The sequence below is a fragment of the Microcoleus sp. K5-D4 genome (assembly GCF_036704575.1).
Taxonomy (GTDB): domain Bacteria; phylum Cyanobacteriota; class Cyanobacteriia; order Cyanobacteriales; family Microcoleaceae; genus Microcoleus.
The window spans coordinates 1-15,673 of the sequence record NZ_JAUBSD010000035.1; the positions used below are offsets into that span (position 1 = coordinate 1).

Consider the following 15,673-nt stretch of genomic DNA (forward strand, 5'->3'; position numbering starts at 1 on the left):
TTATCATTATTACCAATTATATTTATTCACAAAGAGGTATTGACAAAATCTACTCCTGTCTAACTTGTTACCAATGGCGTTCATCTGTGTTTATCTGCTAACATCTGCGGTTAAAAAAGGGATATCGCTCTTAAAACAATATTTTTTATTGCTAAAAAACCTAAGAAAAATTCTCAAACATTAGTTTTCCGAGGAAATACAAGCTGTTTGAGAACATCCAACCGCGAACAGTCCCAGTAATCGATGTGAGAAACAATTAAACCGTCGCTGTTGACTTTCAGTTCGCTCCTACCGGCGATCGCCATTTTCGGTTTCCAAGGTAGCGGTGCTATCCAGCTCAGAGTCCAGCGAGTGTCTATAGTATCTCCCGACTGAGAAATCCCGTACAAATCGAGATTTACATCCTGAAAAAAAGTACCTATAAACCCGATCATTTTGCGGTAGCGCTCAACTCCTGTAAATCGGTTCACCGGATCTTCAAAATAAACATCTTTTGCATAGATGCTGTAAGTCTGATTCTCGGGAAATCTTTGATAATCGTCTTTGATAATTTCAATAATGTCCATTTCGAGCGATCGTTATTCTTCTATTATTAGAATATAATTTTAACACAATAGATATACTATCAGAATTTCCATCCAAATTGTGATAGTATATCATGTTATTTCCTGCCTTGCAAACTTTCAACTTAACATCACAACTATGATTGACCTCTACACTTTTACCACCCCGAACGGTCGCAAAGTCTCGATCATGCTCGAAGAAATAGGTTTACCCTACAACGTGCACGTCATCGACATCACAAAAAACGACCAATTTAGCCCAGAGTTCATCGCCATCAACCCCAACAGCAAAATTCCGGCGATAGTCGATCGAGATAACGGCATCACCGTCTTCGAGTCCGGCGCTATTCTGCTCTATCTTGCCGAAAAAAGCGGCAGATTTCTGCCCACCGACAAACAAAAATACTTTCAAGTTATGCAGTGGCTGATGTTTCAAATGGCCAGCGTCGGCCCGATGTTTGGTCAGCTAAACCACTTCAAACGCTTTGCACCCGAACAAATTCCCTATGCGATTGGGCGTTACGAAAAAGAAACCTTGCGCCTCTACGGAGTATTAGACACTCAACTAGCAAAATATGAATACATTTGCGGCGACTATTCGATCGCCGACATTGCTACCTATCCGTGGGTTGCTATTTACGAATTTCAAGGATTAACCCTCGACAACCACCCCCACCTCAAACGTTGGGTAGAAACAGTGCAGAAGCGTCCCGCCGTTGAGCGTGGCATGGCAGTTGGCGTAAGTCCTAACTGAGAATTAAACTTGACGAGCGGTCACAAGGTATTTGACTGTTGCTCAAAATCCGGTTTGACACTGCCATGACTTGCTAACCATTGATAAACTTGCAGCATCTGCTGAGCTTTAACATCCCAGGAATAGTGATTCATGGCATAATTGTGGGCTGCAATGCCCATGCGTGCAACACGAGCGCGATCGGCGACAAGCTGTTCGAGTTCTGCGGTAAAATTTTTTACCAGTGTGTCAAAATTACCCATAGGAACTTTAATCCCCCGATCGGGCTCTACCAGCGCACCTGGTCCGCCGTAGTCAACTACAACACAAGCCATACCGCAGGCCATTGCCTCAACTACAACGCCAGCCCCCAGTTCGCGAATCGAGGGAAAAGCAAAAATCTCAGCTTGGCGCATCAATTCTCCCACTTCAGGTTGGGTTTTTTGACCTAAAAGTTTAACGCAGTTGCCTAAATTTTGTTCTGCGATTAATTGTTCTAGTCTAGGACGTTCGGGTCCGTCGCCAACGATCGCTAATTTATGCTGCTGCAAAATCGAACTGTTAGCAAAAGCGCGAATAACAACTTCTGGCAATTTATAGGGAACTAGCCTCCCGGCAAACAGTACAGTCACTTGTTCGCTGCTAGAGCGTTCGGGCAGCTTAAACAATTCGGGATCGATGCCAACTTCGGCATAATTAATTGTCTTCGATCTCGCTGAGGCTGGCAAATCTACGATCGTGTGATCGAATGCCGCCAGAATTCCTGCTGAACGTTCATAAGTAGAGCGGTAAAAAGGCATTAACCTGTAAGCATTTCGCACATAGCTCAACCACTCCCGTTCCCGCTTCAACTCTGTTGTGAAAGCTTTCGGCCAAGGCAGCCCGCCGTTGAGAGGCCCTAGTAAAAAAGGAATAGGACTCCAAGCTGCCATAGGACTTGGCTGCGTGGGCGACATCGGGGTAATCCGGTGAACGACATCGAAATCCCCGCGTTGCAACTCTTGCTTGTAGCGCTGCCATACTTCCCACTCAAAGGCGAGATAGCTGAAATAACCCAGCGCTGTCCTAATAGTCCAGGATTTTTCTGAGCCACCGGTTAGTAAATTAGCTAGATTTTGAATGGGAGCAGCAACATTTTCTGTATCTATATAAACTACTTTAGCGTTACCCATCCCGACTTTATCAATATTTGGTTTATTCCTAATTTGGGTAACAACCGTAGCATTAACATAATTGCTGATCGCCCGCGCAAATTTATATCCAACTACCGGTAAAGAAGGCCACTCAGGATTGCAAACATCCGCCAGAATCAAAACCCGCATCGTATCAGTTTTCTCTTTATTTTCCATAAAAACTCCAGTATCTGTACAAGTTGTCATAATTCGGGATATAGGTTTAGGAGAAATTCCCTGGGGTTGCCTCCTTACTTCCCTACCCTAACTAATTGTTCGCGAATGAGTGATAATTGCTCTGGGACTCAAGAACTTTATAACACCGCTCTCCCTATCTTGGCAAGTGTACCAATACATAGAAGATCGCGGTGTTGTTTTAAAGCTACTGCTGATTCAGGATGGGAATGATTTTCTGACCTGCTTCCAGCACTCAATTGTTGGCGCACCGAGGAACTCAATCCGCGAAATGCTTAATAATCGCCTCCGCAAACTCCGAACACTTCAACTCAGGCACCGGCGGCTCCATCAACCTCGCCAAATCGTAAGTAACTTCACCGTTAGAAATTGCCGCTCCCAAACCCTTCTTAATCAAGTCTGCTGCTTCCTGCCATCCCATGTATTCTAACATCATCACCCCGGACAAAATCAGGGAACCGGGATTGACTTTATCCAAACCAGCGTGTTTCGGTGCAGTGCCGTGAGTAGCCTCAAAAACTGCACATTCATCACCAATATTCGCACCAGGGCCCATACCCAATCCACCCACAATGGCAGCGGCCGCATCGGATAAATAATCCCCGTTCAGATTCATTGTCGCCAAAATCGAATACTCGGCCGGCCGTGTTTGAATTTGTTGGAAAATACTGTCAGCAATTCGGTCGTTGACCATGATTTTTTCTTTCCACTGACCACTGCCGTGACTGTCCCAAATTGCAAACAGAACGTCGGCTACTTCTTGACGAATTTTGGCTTGTTTTTCTGGGGTCAAAGCATCGTATCCAGGGTCTATTTGGCGAGCATTATCTTCTAAGCTAATGTCGGGATTTTTTTCTTTGTTGCCCAGAATCCAAGACTCTCTTTCAGTTACGCACTGTTCGCGAAATTCGGTGGTTGCTAATTCATAACCCCAATCTCGGAAAGCTCCTTCAGTATATTTCATGATGTTGCCTTTGTGCACCAAAGTTACTTGCTGCTTGTCTTTCGGCAACCGCAAAGCGTGGGTAATGGCGCGCCGTACTAAACGCTGAGAACCTGTTTTGCTAATGGGTTTAATTCCGATTCCTGAATCAAGGCGAATTTGTTTTTTGCCATGTTCGGGTGTTGCGGGAATTAACTCATTATTGAGGAATTCAATCAATTTTTTGCCGATTTCGCTGCCTTTGGCCCATTCAATTCCGAGGTAAATATCTTCTGTATTTTCCCGGTAAATAATTACATCTAGGAGTTCAGGAGTTTTGTGTAGCGATGGTGTTCCAGCATAATATTTGCAGGGTCGCACGCAGGCGTAAAGGTCGAAGATTTGCCGCAAAGCTACGTTTAGCGATCGAATGCCACCCCCGATTGGGGTTGTCAGTGGCCCTTTGATGGCGACTCCGTATTCTTTGATGGCGTTTAAGGAATCCTGGGGCAGATATTGGTAAGTACCGTAGACATCGCAGGCTTCGTCGCCTACATAGATTTTAAACCAGTTGATTTTTCGATCGCCACCGTAAGCCTTTTCTACCGCAGCATCCATCACTTTCTGGGATGCAGGCCACAAGTCAACGCCGGTACCGTCGCCGCGAATGAAGGGAATAATCGGGTCATTGGGGACGATCGGCGAACCGTCTTTGAAAGTAATTTTAGAACCTGTTGTTGGGGCTACAATCTTTTCGTACATATCTTAACAGTGCGGATAGGAATGTTCCCTATTTTGCCACGATTGTCTGCCTAAACCTCAACCAATCCTAAATATTTGTATAAATTTAAGTGGGATTTTTGGGCGCTCGGCTGCCCGTCACTGTGACTTTTGGGCGATTACCCATTTAAAAGCTAATTTAAAAAAGTAGCAAAGATAGCAGAAGTTTCTATCAAATCTCCCTCTCTATCTTTCAGCGCTACGGTTGGGAAGATGCTGGAAACAGGTCAGTGGATTTTAGATTTTAGATTTGAGATTTTTAGATTTACTCCCCCCATGAATCTGGGAGGTTGAACCTTATTCTAAAATTTTGGGCGGATCACGACTCCTTTCAGAAAGTTGTATGGGTTTTTGGGCGGGTCAAAATGGTGATTGTAGCCGCTGATGAACGCAAATAAACGCAGATTATTTTCACAAATTTTGCATTTATTTGCGATATTTTTCCTTCTGCATATTCTTTTTGACAACCCACAATATAAACCAAATGACAATAATCACCACAACTATTTTGGAAACAGGGCCCAGATAATCATCTACAAGTGTATAATTTTCCCCTAGTTTATATCCTGCAAAAGTCAGGAAACTTACCCATAAAAGAGTGCCACCTGTTGAGTATAGTAAAAAAGGAATTAAAGGCATATTATTGATGCCAGCGGGCAGGGAAATCAGGGTGCGAACTCCCGGTACGAGGCGACACAAAAACACGGCTTTGTTGCCGTGTCTGTTAAACCATCTATTTGCTTTGTCAATATCGGCGCCCGATACTGTGATCCACTTGCCGTATTTGTCGGCTAAATTCCTCAAGCGTTCTTCGCTCAATAGTTTACCCGCATAGTACCAGGGAAGCGCGCCCAGAATTGTACCAATTACTCCTGCTGCGATCGCCGGTGCTAACTGCATATCATCACCCTTTGATGCCGTGAATCCTGCCAGTGGCATAATCAATTCTGAGGGTATGGGCGGAAAAAGATTTTCTAAAAACATCAACAGCCCTATTCCCAGATAGCCCATCGACTGCATTGTGTTAGTTATCCATTCAACCATTTTGATTCACTAGGTAATATGTAGTTTGTAATCTTCTTGTTGCTTTTGTTGCTTGTATTTTTGCTCGTTTTTGCTCATTAAAGGCAGAGCCTATTAACGCATATAAGCGAGGCTCTGCCTCGACTCCGAATACGGGAGGCAGAGCCTTGCTGCATTCATTCCCAGGAAGAGCCTGGGAACGATAAACGATGATTAAGTCCCCGAAGTCCAAGAGTTTGTGTACTCAATTTGTTCGGCAGTCAAGGTATCAATGTGAATACCCATTGCTTCCAATTTGAGACGGGCAATTTCTTTGTCAACTTCCACGGGAATTGAGTGAATACCAGGCTCTAGTTTGCCTTTGTTCGTAACTAGATATTCGCAGGCTAAAGCTTGGTTAGCAAAGCTCATATCCATCACGGCGCTGGGGTGTCCTTCGGCGGCTGCCAAGTTGATCAAACGACCTTCGCCCAACACAATAATCGACTTGCCATTATTGAGGTGATATTCTTGAGTGAAAGACCGGACTGTTTTCACGTCGGTGCTTTTTGCGCCGAGGGATTTGAGGTCAATTTCAATGTCGAAGTGACCTGAATTGCAAACAATTGCGCCGTCTTTCATTGTCTCGAAATGTTCGGCACGAATGACGTGTTTGTTGCCGGTAACGGTAATGAATATATCTCCGACTGTTGCTGCTTCGTCCATCGGCATGACGCGGAAACCGTCCATCACTGCTTCGATCGCCCGAATCGGATCGATTTCGGTGACAATTACGTTAGCACCCATACCGCGGGCGCGCAGTGCCGTGCCTTTGCCGCACCAACCGTAACCTGCAACCACAATATTTTTACCGGCTAACAAAATATTCGTAGCGCGGATAATGCCGTCTAGGGTAGATTGACCGGTGCCGTAGCGGTTGTCAAAGAAGTGCTTGGTGTCGGCGTCGTTGACGTTCATTGCGGGGAAAGTCAGCACACCGTCTTTCAACATGGCCCGCAGGCGCACGATGCCTGTGGTAGTTTCTTCGGTAGTTCCGATTAAGTCGGAAATTTGGTTCGGGCGGTGCTGGATTAGTGCCGCTACCACGTCGCTGCCGTCGTCGATGATAATATTGGGGCGGTGGTCTAGGGCTGTGTAGACGTGACGTTCGTAGGTAGCCGCATCTTCTCCTTTGAGGGCGAAGACGGAAATGCCGTAGTCTTGAACTAAGCAAGCCGCTACGTCATCTTGAGTGCTCAAGGGGTTGCTGGCGATCAGTACGGCGTCGCCACCGCCGAGTTTGATGGCGATCGCCAAATGAGCGGTTTCTGTGGTTACGTGGCAGCAAGCAGCCAAGCGAATGCCAGCGAAAGGCTTTTCTTTAGCGAAGCGTTCTTGAATTTGCCGCAAAACGGGCATTTCCCGGCCGGCCCACTCGATGCGTTGCTTTCCCAAGGGGGCGAGGGACAAGTCTTTGACTTCGTGTTTAATCTTGACGGATGTAGCAACCATGTATGTTATTTCTCAGAAATCATCAAACTTTGTTAGTTTTAGCAGATTAAGTCATCGGCGGGCAAGTGCTGTGATTTTACTCGATCGGGGTCGGCGCTGCTAATCTTAAATTTTGATTGTGTTTTAATGATTAGCGAACGAGTCGATGGAGTCACCCGCAGAGTGAGAGTCAAATATTCCTGTCCGGCGATGGATCTCAATCTTTTGTGTTAGCGTGGCATTCTTTAATTATTTGACACTCTCACTTGGGCTGCTGGCAGTTTGATCCCCTGCGTGATTGCGTTCCCAGCTTGGCGACCTGCAGATATCATCAGTTGGTTAGGACTTGGTTCAGTAGGGATTAGTTTCCTATTCCAAGACATCTTCAAATACTTTTTAGCGGAAATATTCTTGCTGTTGCACGAACCGTTTCAATTGGGCGATCGGATAATTGTAGAAGGCTTTGAAGGTAATCTTGAAAAGATTTTGCTGCGTTCAACTCAACTTATTAGTGATTTGGGAGAGCAAGTTATCGTGCCGAAGGCGAGCGTATTTACCAATTCAGTGCGGATACTAACAACCATTCCACACAGGCGAACCAACCTGCGTTAATTTTAGCCTACGATACCGACCTTCCTGAGCAATTGAAACCTTGGTTAAACCTATTTCCGTCGAAGGCGTTTTGTCCCAAACAACTTGAGAAGTTGATAGTTCAGGCATTAACTAAGCTTCCTTCGATCTTATTCTCCGCTATTGGACGCTGCATGAACAAGCACAGGTGCGACGGACAAAAGACCTGGTTGTGGTGGCGATTAAAGTAGCGTGCGTCCGGGCTGACCAAATTCGGCGCGTTGCACAATTTGAGGATGATTCTTGTGGGGAGTAGGGGTTAGGCGTCCCACCTGCTGTGAAAATACGCGCCTTCGGGATCAGGGGCCCATCCCACAAAACAATCAAAATCATCTCGCTATTATGCAAAGCCAAATTCTTCAACTGGGCTCGGTGACTTTGTACGATCGAACACTTTACCGTAAGTGAGTTTTGAATTTTGAATTGGGAGAGGGAGACAGTGGGAGAGGGCGAGAGTGGGATAGTCGGAGAGTCGGAAAAATCCTGTTTTTCCGGTCGGACTTCTTCACTCTTAACTTTTGCCCTCCACACCCATGCGTTAAATCCGTTAAATCTCGTACGCTGCTGCGTGGCCGAACTTCCCTCTGATATCAAATCCGCGCTTCATCGTCGCGCGTAAAATCGAGTCAACATCCAACACTCAACCATCATTCAGTTTGGCGACCCCGAGTCAACAGTCCACAGTCAACAATCATGAAGAGTACAACCAGAATTGATATGACTTCTCCCTTCTGACTTTTAAAATCAAGCAAAAGGCGAGCCCATTTCTGATTAGCGCGCCTCCTAATTGAATTTTATTTTGTCAAACGTAATTGAGGAAATTGTCGCCGTTGAAAAATATCATGAAGTAGTCTTGCTAGCGCGGCGACGGCGGGCTGCAACCAAGCCACCCAAACCGAGAGCCAAACCAGTCATTGTCATCGGTTCGGGAACTGCTTCTGCGCTCACTGTGAAATCTTGGAAGTCTGAGTCGTTCCCGCCACCGCGATCGTCGAAGCCAATTAGCGTGCCTCCGTTAAACAGAGAATCGAATCCGTTTGTGAATTCTCCGGCTGCTTTGAAGGCGTTCGTGGTTTCTTTGTCGAGCGCGTTCCACAGTTGCGATTGCGCGCCAAACACGGCTTGCTGGCTGCCCTTGCTGTTGAAAGCTGAGGTCGAGTAGACACTGCCGTTGGTGCCGCTGTTGAGTCCCAAAGTATAAATTTGATTAGCCAGGAATGTGAATACTGTCGATCCAGAACCCAAGACTGTATTGCCGAGAGTTCCTTTCCATTCGTTCTCCCAGTCGTCGTCTGAGGATTTAGTTTCCGAAAACAGGGTGCTAACTAGAGTGCGCGCCGAGTCCTTCACGCTGTAGATTCCCAAAGAGGAAGTATACCCACCGTGAGATTCTTTGAAGTTAAACTTCACGCTTGTATCTTGGCTGAATGTGATGCCGTTGGTACCAAAGGAGAAGGCTTGAGCTGGAGCTCCGGCGCCAAACAGAGCTGTGGCGGCGGCGGTAGCTGTTAAGGCGGATAAGAGTTTGGTATTCATAACCTGTTCCTTTTGTGCGGTGGTCTTAATATTTTCATTATGCGATACTTTGTTTGTATTTGGGGGACTTTAGGTAAAGTTTGACATATTCTTTATCAAGCCTTTACATATCCTTCATAAATGGTGTCGATCGCATCTGCAGGCGGGCGATCGCTCCCTCATAATACCCACTAAATAATTATAAATATTGTGGCTTGAAACCTTGCAGTCGCGGGCATGGGAGCGCGGGGCATCAAAAGTGATTGGGATGGGGCTTATGCTAATTTTTTATTATATTCTCAAGTCTCAATCCTCAATAGCAAACACTTAAGTATAAATACGGTAATATTCGTGGGTACTGACAGTTCCAGAAGTTTTCTATTAGCCAGAAACTGGCAATGTTTGTTTTTTGGGGCTGGTGTAGGGCAGTTAAAGTAGTTTATCTATCGGGTAAATTACTTACAAAATGCGATCGTTGGGTCTACGTATTTTGGTTGAATTAAATAGATACCGTGGCGTGAGATATCCCAAAAATGCGATCGAGGAGATGCAATTTCTGCAGAGTTAAGCGGTAAAAGACCGGATTGGCCCTCAACAAAGATTGTATAGAGAAGGTCTGGCCCCGTCCTTGCTCCTGATCGCCCGCCTCAAAACAGACCGCTGTAGCGTTCCTCTGCCCAAGGTTCGCCCCGCTGGTGGTAGCCGTTACGTTCCCAAAAACCCAGTTCTTGGGTTTCTGTAAACTCCAGGCCGTTAATCCATTTAGCGCTTTTCCAAGCGTACAAGTGGGGAACTACGAGCCGCATTGGGCCACCGTGGTCGGCCGATAGAGGTTCGCCGAAGACGGTGTGGGCGAAAAAGTTTTCTTCTCGGATGAAGTCGGCGATCGCAATGTTGGTAGTGTAGCCGCCGTAGCAGTGTTCCAGGACGTGCAGAGCTTTCGGATCGAATTCTATGTAGTTCATAAAATCTGTGACTTTGACTCCCGTCCACTGCACGTCGAGTTTTGACCACCGAGTGACGCAGTGAAAATCCGCAGTAAAGTTACTTTGGGGCATGGCCTGGAAGTCCGACCAAGTGAAGGTTTTTGGTTTGGCCAATCCCCACACTTTAAATTCCCAACTCTCAATGCTGACGGAGGGTGTATCGCCGTAGGTCAGCACGGGAAACCCGTTGGCGAGGTATTGACCCGGGGGGACGCGATCGCTGTTTTCTGATTCTGGCTTGCGAAAAAATTTGCCCAGCATTGATTCACGCTCTACAGTAACTGACTGCACTCCTGAGTATAACTTGCAGAGATGGGCGCATCGCAATTCATCTCAAGGTAGAAAGCAAAAGCACTTCTGCCGAAATAAAAATCCCACACTCCTGCCTGATGCCAACCTACTTATGCCTTCTGAGAGAGGCTAAGCTAAAAATTACAAAATATATCACCCCAGAGTATGAATTACCTAACCTTAAATTTTATCGCAATTGATGGTGCATTTCAGAATCTTTGATGTATTGTAACAATATGCTCAGATGCCATATGTAAAAAACATTGATGGGGTAAAAATCATGATCACAAGTTGCTTGATTCCTTTGACGGTCTGCTTGGTTGCTTGGTGGGTGACTGCCGGGACTGACAACAGAACGCTAGACGGAATTCCCGCTCCCATAGCTGCAATTATTGGAGTGTGTTCGTTAATTTGGTTTGTGGCGGCGTGTCCTTGGTTTGTTGAACTCGCTCTAGTCTTGGCGGTGGTGGTTTTTGGCAAAGCTTATTTGCAAAAAATCTTGAAAGTGGGCTGAATTTTCAAGGCTAGCGCTCCTATGATTTGCGGGAGCGCGATCAAGTGCTGCTACGTTGTTAACAATTTTCGTGATTTGTCTGGCTAGGTTCTCCGAGGGGGTCGCAAAGGCGGAACCAACCCCAGAACTGGTGAAATTCAATTTAGATATTTCGGTTAAAAATTAGAATATCAAGATCGACAGAGAAACCCGGTTTATCTAAGATAAACCGGGTTTGTAAGAGTCTGAAATTTTCACACATCTCGCAAGAATTGCTCAGGGCTTAGACACTCGGAACACAATAAATCGGGTTTCTGAGTCCAGGAATGTTGCTATATGTGCGTAAAATGGCGAGCTGTTAAATTGGCAAGCGATTGATATCTTTATTAGAACCAATTACTACCATCGCGTCGCCCTTTCTTAAGCGTTCGGTTGGCTCCGGATTAATCTCGAACTTTTCGGCGCGCCCGACTGCTAGCAAGTTCAAACCATACTTGCGCCGGAGCTCCAATTCGGAGACGGTTTTACCGTCAAACTTGTCAGGAACGAGCAACTCAACAATACTGTGATCTGGGTCGAGGTCAAAGCGTTCTAAAATGCTGGGTTTTGTAAGAAGGCGGGCCACAGAGCAGCCCATTTCTCGTTCTGGAAAAACTACATGATCTGCGCCGACTTTTTTCAACAGTTTTAAGTGAGTTTCCGAAGAAGCTTTGGCTATTACGTGACGTACCCCCCCTTCCTTAAGATTAAGGGTGGTGGTAATGCTTTCTGCTAGGTAATTGCCGATCGCAACAATCACTGTTTCAAATTCAAATATGCCGGCTTCCGCAAGAGCGCTAGGCTCAGTAGAATCTAACTGCACAACGTGAGCAGCAATACGATCGGTCAAAGCTTGAGTTACTTTTTTTTCATCGGTGTCAACCCCCAGGACTTCGTAACCCAAACCGTGCAGAGTCGAACACACAGCTTTGCCGAAGCGGCCCAAACCAATAACTGCAAACTGCTTGTTTTCGGCGCGCAAAGTCCGAAAAAAATTTAAAGATGACAGGTTCACTGAATATCCAGCGCTGAGCGTCTTGCTGTTTAAATTTGAGCAGAGACAGCGCCGCCTCCTTTTGATTGTTGGGTAAGTAGTAAAAGTTGATTTGGGTTGTCACCCATTGTTTAGATTATCAGCAACGAGACAGGATTTTTTTATCCCACTAACAAACTTTCCTCAGCATACTTAAAAGACCTGGGTTTTGGGTCGCCGAATGCAGCACTTATCAGCAGCAGCACCCCAACCCGACCTATGTACATCGTAGCAATCAAAATCAACTTACCGATCGCTGAAAGCGTGGGTGTAATCCCAGTGGAAAGACCGACCGTGCCAAAAGCTGAAACTGCTTCATACAGCGCTGCGATAAATTCTACTTGGGGATTGGTCAGCTCGATTAAAATTGCAGATGTGAACGCGACCAACAGGGAACCGAAGACTACGCTAATGGTTTTCAGAATCATGGGTGGCGGGATTTGACGCTGATAGCACTCCACATCTTCCTGGCCTTCGATAACTGCTGTGGTACAGCAAAACAATAGCCTAAAAGTTGTGGTTTTGATTCCGCCGCCGGTGCTGCCAGGACTGGCGCCGATAAACATCAGCGCGATGGTCAGAAATAGCGAGGCTTCGGTCATTTGGCCAATGCTAATTGTATTGAACCCCGCCGTGCGGGGAGTAACAGATTGAAACCAAGCTGCCATCAGCTTTTGAGGAAAATTTAGAGCGCCCAAAGTGTTTGGGTTGTCGTATTCGAGCACCAAAAAGGCTAGCGTTCCTAAAATTAAAAGGACAGCCGTTGTAGTGGTAACAACTTTGAAGTTCAGGGAAAAAACTGTGCAGATAGGGCTTTTGTTGAAGCGATCGCGCAGCCACAGGTACATTTCCATAATTACTTGATAGCCGATTCCCCCAAATATGATTAAACCCCCGACTGTGAAGTTAACCATAGGCGAACTGATGTAGCCGATCAAATTATCGGAATAGATGCTAAAACCGGCGTTGTTAAAGGCATTAACGCTGTGAAATATAGCCGACCACACACCCTCTTTAAATCCGTATTGGGGGACGAAAACCGTCATCAGCAAAAACACTCCTGTTAATTCAAACAAAAGCGTTGTTGCGAGAATTGACTGCACGAGTTGTACTACGCCGGCTAGCCCGGATTTGTCGAGAGATTGTTGCAGGGCAACTTTGTCTTTCAAACCAAAGCGGCGACCCAATAACAGCAGCAAGAAAGTCGTGGCTGTCATGTAGCCCAAGCCTCCTATTTGCACCAGTAAAACTAGGCACAGTTGCCCCCAAAAAGAGTAATATTTTCCGACATCCACAACCGACAAGCCCGTGACGCAGACAGAGGAAGTAGAGGTAAACAGTGCTGTTATTGGATCGCTCCAAGTTCCATCAATTGTGGAAAAGGGCATCATCAGTAATAGAGCACCTGCGAGGATGACAGCGATAAAGCCCAAAGCAATGGTTCGCGAGACAGTCATTCGATTTTAGATTTTAGATTTTAGATTTTAGATTTGACAGGGAACCCACAAATCAATTTTAGATTTGAGGTTTGAGAGGGAACCCACAAATCGAGTTGAGATTTGAGGTTTGAGAGGGAACCCACAAATAGATAGTCAGGCTTGAAATAAGGACATCTCCGTCTGGCTAAGGCCGGAGACCGATCGAACTAAATCGCCAACTTCTATGACAACAGCGGGAAAATAACGGTAGAATTCCTTTAATAACTTGCGATTCGGCGATGACATCAACACTTTACCAGCAAATTCAGCAACTTTACGACGCTTCTAGCGGTTTGTGGGAGCAGGTGTGGGGCGAACATATGCACCACGGTTACTACGGCCCGGATGGCAATTTAAAAAAAGAGCGCCGACAGGCTCAGATAGATTTGATAGAAGAACTGCTGGCTTGGGCTGGAGTACCGTCAGAGAAAGCACTGTGTGAATCTTACCGCATTCTCGATGTCGGTTGCGGGATCGGCGGCAGCACGCTGTATTTGACCGAAAAGTTTAGTTCTCTCCCTCAAAATAATTTAAAGTTGGATGGCGAGGCGGATCAAAATTATAGCCGATCGCCCGAACTAAATAAAACGAGCGCTAGCGTTACAGCGACCGGGATTACTCTGAGTCCGGTACAGGCCAACAGAGCGACCGAACGCGCTAAAATTGCTGGCCTAGAAAGCAATGTGAATTTTTTGGTGGCCGATGCTTTGAATATGCCTTTCCCGGACGAGTCCTTCGACTTGGTTTGGTCCCTCGAAAGTGGCGAACATATGCCCGACAAAATTAAGTTTTTGCAGGAATGCTGCCGCGTTCTCAAGCCGGGAGGAACTTTGATTTTGGCAACTTGGTGTCACCGCCCGCTGGGAGAAACGGCGGGAGAATTAACTGATGAAGAGAGAAAGCAATTGGCAGAAATTTACCGAGTTTATGCTTTGCCTTATGTGATTTCTTTGCCGGAATACGAGGAAATTGTCCGCAGTTTACCTTTGACAAGTATTCGCACCGCTGATTGGTCAAAAGCTGTTGCTCCTTTTTGGGATGTGGTGATCGATTCTGCTTTGACTCCGAGTGCTATTTGGGGTTTGCTAACGAGCGGTTGGACGACTATTCAAGCAGCACTGGCTCTCGGATTGATGAGCCGTGGATATCAGAGCGGGCTGATTCGTTTTGGGATGATTTGTGCTGTAAAATAGCAGGCATATATCAGAGAAGTTTTGAGTGTTGAGTTGATGAGTAAGGTGTGCATTGCACACCCTAGAGAATATTATTTGTTTGGTGCGGGTGTGAGATTTATGGGCAATGATTCGATTGGCAAGTCTTGGATTGATAAAAATGGCTCGGCTCCGCAAAGCTGGGTGAGGGCTTTTTGGGAGTTTTCTCGGCCTCACACAATTGTGGGTACTAGCTTGAGTGTATTGGCTTTGTACGCGATCGCCCAAAGTGCGCGGCTGTTTGTGAATCCTGTATTTGGGCCCCTAGCTTTTGCCTGGTTGGCTTGCATTTGCGGCAATATTTATATTGTGGGATTGAACCAGTTAGAAGATGTTGAAATTGATAAAATAAATAAGCCGTATTTGCCGATCGCATCGGGATTGTTTTCTCGGAAAACCGGGGAATTAATTGTAATTGCCACGGGAATTATAGCAATTTTGACTGCTGTTTTACAAGGTCCGTTTTTGCTTGCTACCGTTGGTGTTAGTTTGGCGATCGGGACTGCTTATTCTCTGCCGCCAATTCGCCTGAAGCGGTTTCCTTTTTGGGCGGCGCTGTGCATTTTCACGGTGCGGGGCGCGATCGTAAATTTAGGGTTATTTTTGCACTTTAATTGGGTGTTAAGTTTGGGAAGGGCGAAAAGCGCTTTTTCTGGCTGGAGTTTGGAGAGTGTGTCTTTTCGGATTCCTGCAGAAGTTTGGGTGCTGACGGTTTTTGTTGTGGTGTTTACGTTTGCGATCGCCATTTTTAAAGATATCCCCGACATGGAAGGGGACAAGCAATATAATATTACTACGTTTACCATTGAGCTGGGCAAGCCGGCCGTCTTTAATTTATCTCGCTGGGTGTTGACGGTTTGTTATTTGGGCGCGACTTTGGCGGGTGCGATCGTATTGTCTAATGTTAATTTAGTGTTTCTGGGAGTTTCTCATTTGGCGGCTTTGGGTTTGATGTGGTTTTGGAGCGCGAAAGTTAATTTGGACGATAAAATAGAAATTGCTGCATTTTATCAGTTTATCTGGAAGTTGTTTTTCTTAGAATATCTGATTTTTCCTGCAGCTTGTTTGTTGGGGTAGAAGTTCGGCAACGGATTCGCTCGACGGATGTAACGGATGTCAGGAAGAAGGAAGTTCGGCAA

General features: G+C 46.0%; 14 protein-coding genes. 5 read left to right on the forward strand and 9 right to left on the reverse strand.

From position 1 onward, the window contains the following. Positions 1-173: 173 nt before the first annotated feature. Positions 174-566 carry a DUF2358 domain-containing protein gene (locus QUA77_RS13275; RefSeq protein ID WP_333035017.1) on the reverse strand — a complete coding sequence of 131 codons (393 nt, stop codon included), beginning with the start codon at positions 564-566 and terminating at the stop codon, positions 174-176. A 136-nt stretch (positions 567-702) separates the two neighbouring features. Between QUA77_RS13275 and QUA77_RS13280 the strand changes: the two genes are divergently transcribed. Then, a complete protein-coding gene (locus QUA77_RS13280; protein ID WP_333035015.1) occupies positions 703-1,317 on the forward strand; it encodes a glutathione S-transferase N-terminal domain-containing protein in 615 nt (204 codons plus the stop codon). A gap of 20 nt (positions 1,318-1,337) precedes the next feature. Here the strand turns inward: QUA77_RS13280 and QUA77_RS13285 are convergent, their stop codons facing one another. The 4 genes from QUA77_RS13285 to ahcY form a co-directional block, all read right to left on the reverse strand. Continuing rightward, positions 1,338-2,675 carry a glycosyltransferase family 4 protein gene (locus tag QUA77_RS13285; protein WP_333063606.1) on the reverse strand — a complete coding sequence of 446 codons (1,338 nt, stop codon included), beginning with the start codon at positions 2,673-2,675 and terminating at the stop codon, positions 1,338-1,340. Between the two features lie 247 nt (positions 2,676-2,922). Next, complete coding sequence (locus QUA77_RS13290) at positions 2,923-4,347, reverse strand: NADP-dependent isocitrate dehydrogenase (protein ID WP_333035013.1); 1,425 nt, start codon at positions 4,345-4,347, stop codon at positions 2,923-2,925. A gap of 444 nt (positions 4,348-4,791) precedes the next feature. Then, positions 4,792-5,409, reverse strand: coding sequence for a DedA family protein (locus QUA77_RS13295; RefSeq protein WP_333035010.1), 618 nt, complete (start codon positions 5,407-5,409; stop codon positions 4,792-4,794). A gap of 192 nt (positions 5,410-5,601) precedes the next feature. Next, positions 5,602-6,879 (reverse strand): adenosylhomocysteinase, encoded by a 1,278-nt coding sequence (ahcY, locus tag QUA77_RS13300; protein WP_333035008.1) that lies wholly within the window; start codon positions 6,877-6,879, stop codon positions 5,602-5,604. A 273-nt stretch (positions 6,880-7,152) separates the two neighbouring features. On the opposite strand from ahcY, the gene QUA77_RS13305 reads away from it, so the two are divergent. Further along, positions 7,153-7,470 carry a mechanosensitive ion channel domain-containing protein gene (locus QUA77_RS13305; RefSeq protein WP_333450500.1) on the forward strand — a complete coding sequence of 106 codons (318 nt, stop codon included), beginning with the start codon at positions 7,153-7,155 and terminating at the stop codon, positions 7,468-7,470. 858 nt (positions 7,471-8,328) lie between these two features. Here the strand turns inward: QUA77_RS13305 and QUA77_RS13310 are convergent. After that, complete coding sequence (locus tag QUA77_RS13310; RefSeq protein WP_333035004.1) at positions 8,329-9,024, reverse strand: PEP-CTERM sorting domain-containing protein; 696 nt, start codon at positions 9,022-9,024, stop codon at positions 8,329-8,331. 626 nt (positions 9,025-9,650) lie between these two features. Then, positions 9,651-10,250: a sulfite oxidase-like oxidoreductase gene (locus QUA77_RS13315; protein WP_333450502.1), complete on the reverse strand. Its 600-nt coding sequence runs from the start codon at positions 10,248-10,250 to the stop codon at positions 9,651-9,653. Between the two features lie 310 nt (positions 10,251-10,560). Between QUA77_RS13315 and QUA77_RS13320 the strand changes: the two genes are divergently transcribed. Then, positions 10,561-10,794 (forward strand): hypothetical protein, encoded by a 234-nt coding sequence (locus tag QUA77_RS13320; protein ID WP_333035001.1) that lies wholly within the window; start codon positions 10,561-10,563, stop codon positions 10,792-10,794. A 337-nt stretch (positions 10,795-11,131) separates the two neighbouring features. Here the strand turns inward: QUA77_RS13320 and QUA77_RS13325 are convergent, their stop codons facing one another. Both QUA77_RS13325 and QUA77_RS13330 read right to left on the reverse strand, forming a co-directional pair. After that, a complete protein-coding gene (locus QUA77_RS13325) occupies positions 11,132-11,827 on the reverse strand; it encodes a TrkA family potassium uptake protein (RefSeq protein ID WP_333034999.1) in 696 nt (231 codons plus the stop codon). 140 nt (positions 11,828-11,967) lie between these two features. Then, a complete protein-coding gene (locus QUA77_RS13330) occupies positions 11,968-13,302 on the reverse strand; it encodes a TrkH family potassium uptake protein (protein ID WP_333450505.1) in 1,335 nt (444 codons plus the stop codon). A gap of 260 nt (positions 13,303-13,562) precedes the next feature. Here QUA77_RS13330 and QUA77_RS13335 point away from each other — a divergent pair, with 260 nt between their 5' ends. After that, a complete protein-coding gene (locus QUA77_RS13335; RefSeq protein WP_333450507.1) occupies positions 13,563-14,516 on the forward strand; it encodes a methyltransferase domain-containing protein in 954 nt (317 codons plus the stop codon). 36 nt (positions 14,517-14,552) lie between these two features. Continuing rightward, positions 14,553-15,611 (forward strand): homogentisate phytyltransferase, encoded by a 1,059-nt coding sequence (locus QUA77_RS13340; protein WP_333450509.1) that lies wholly within the window; start codon positions 14,553-14,555, stop codon positions 15,609-15,611. Positions 15,612-15,673: the final 62 nt, after the last annotated feature.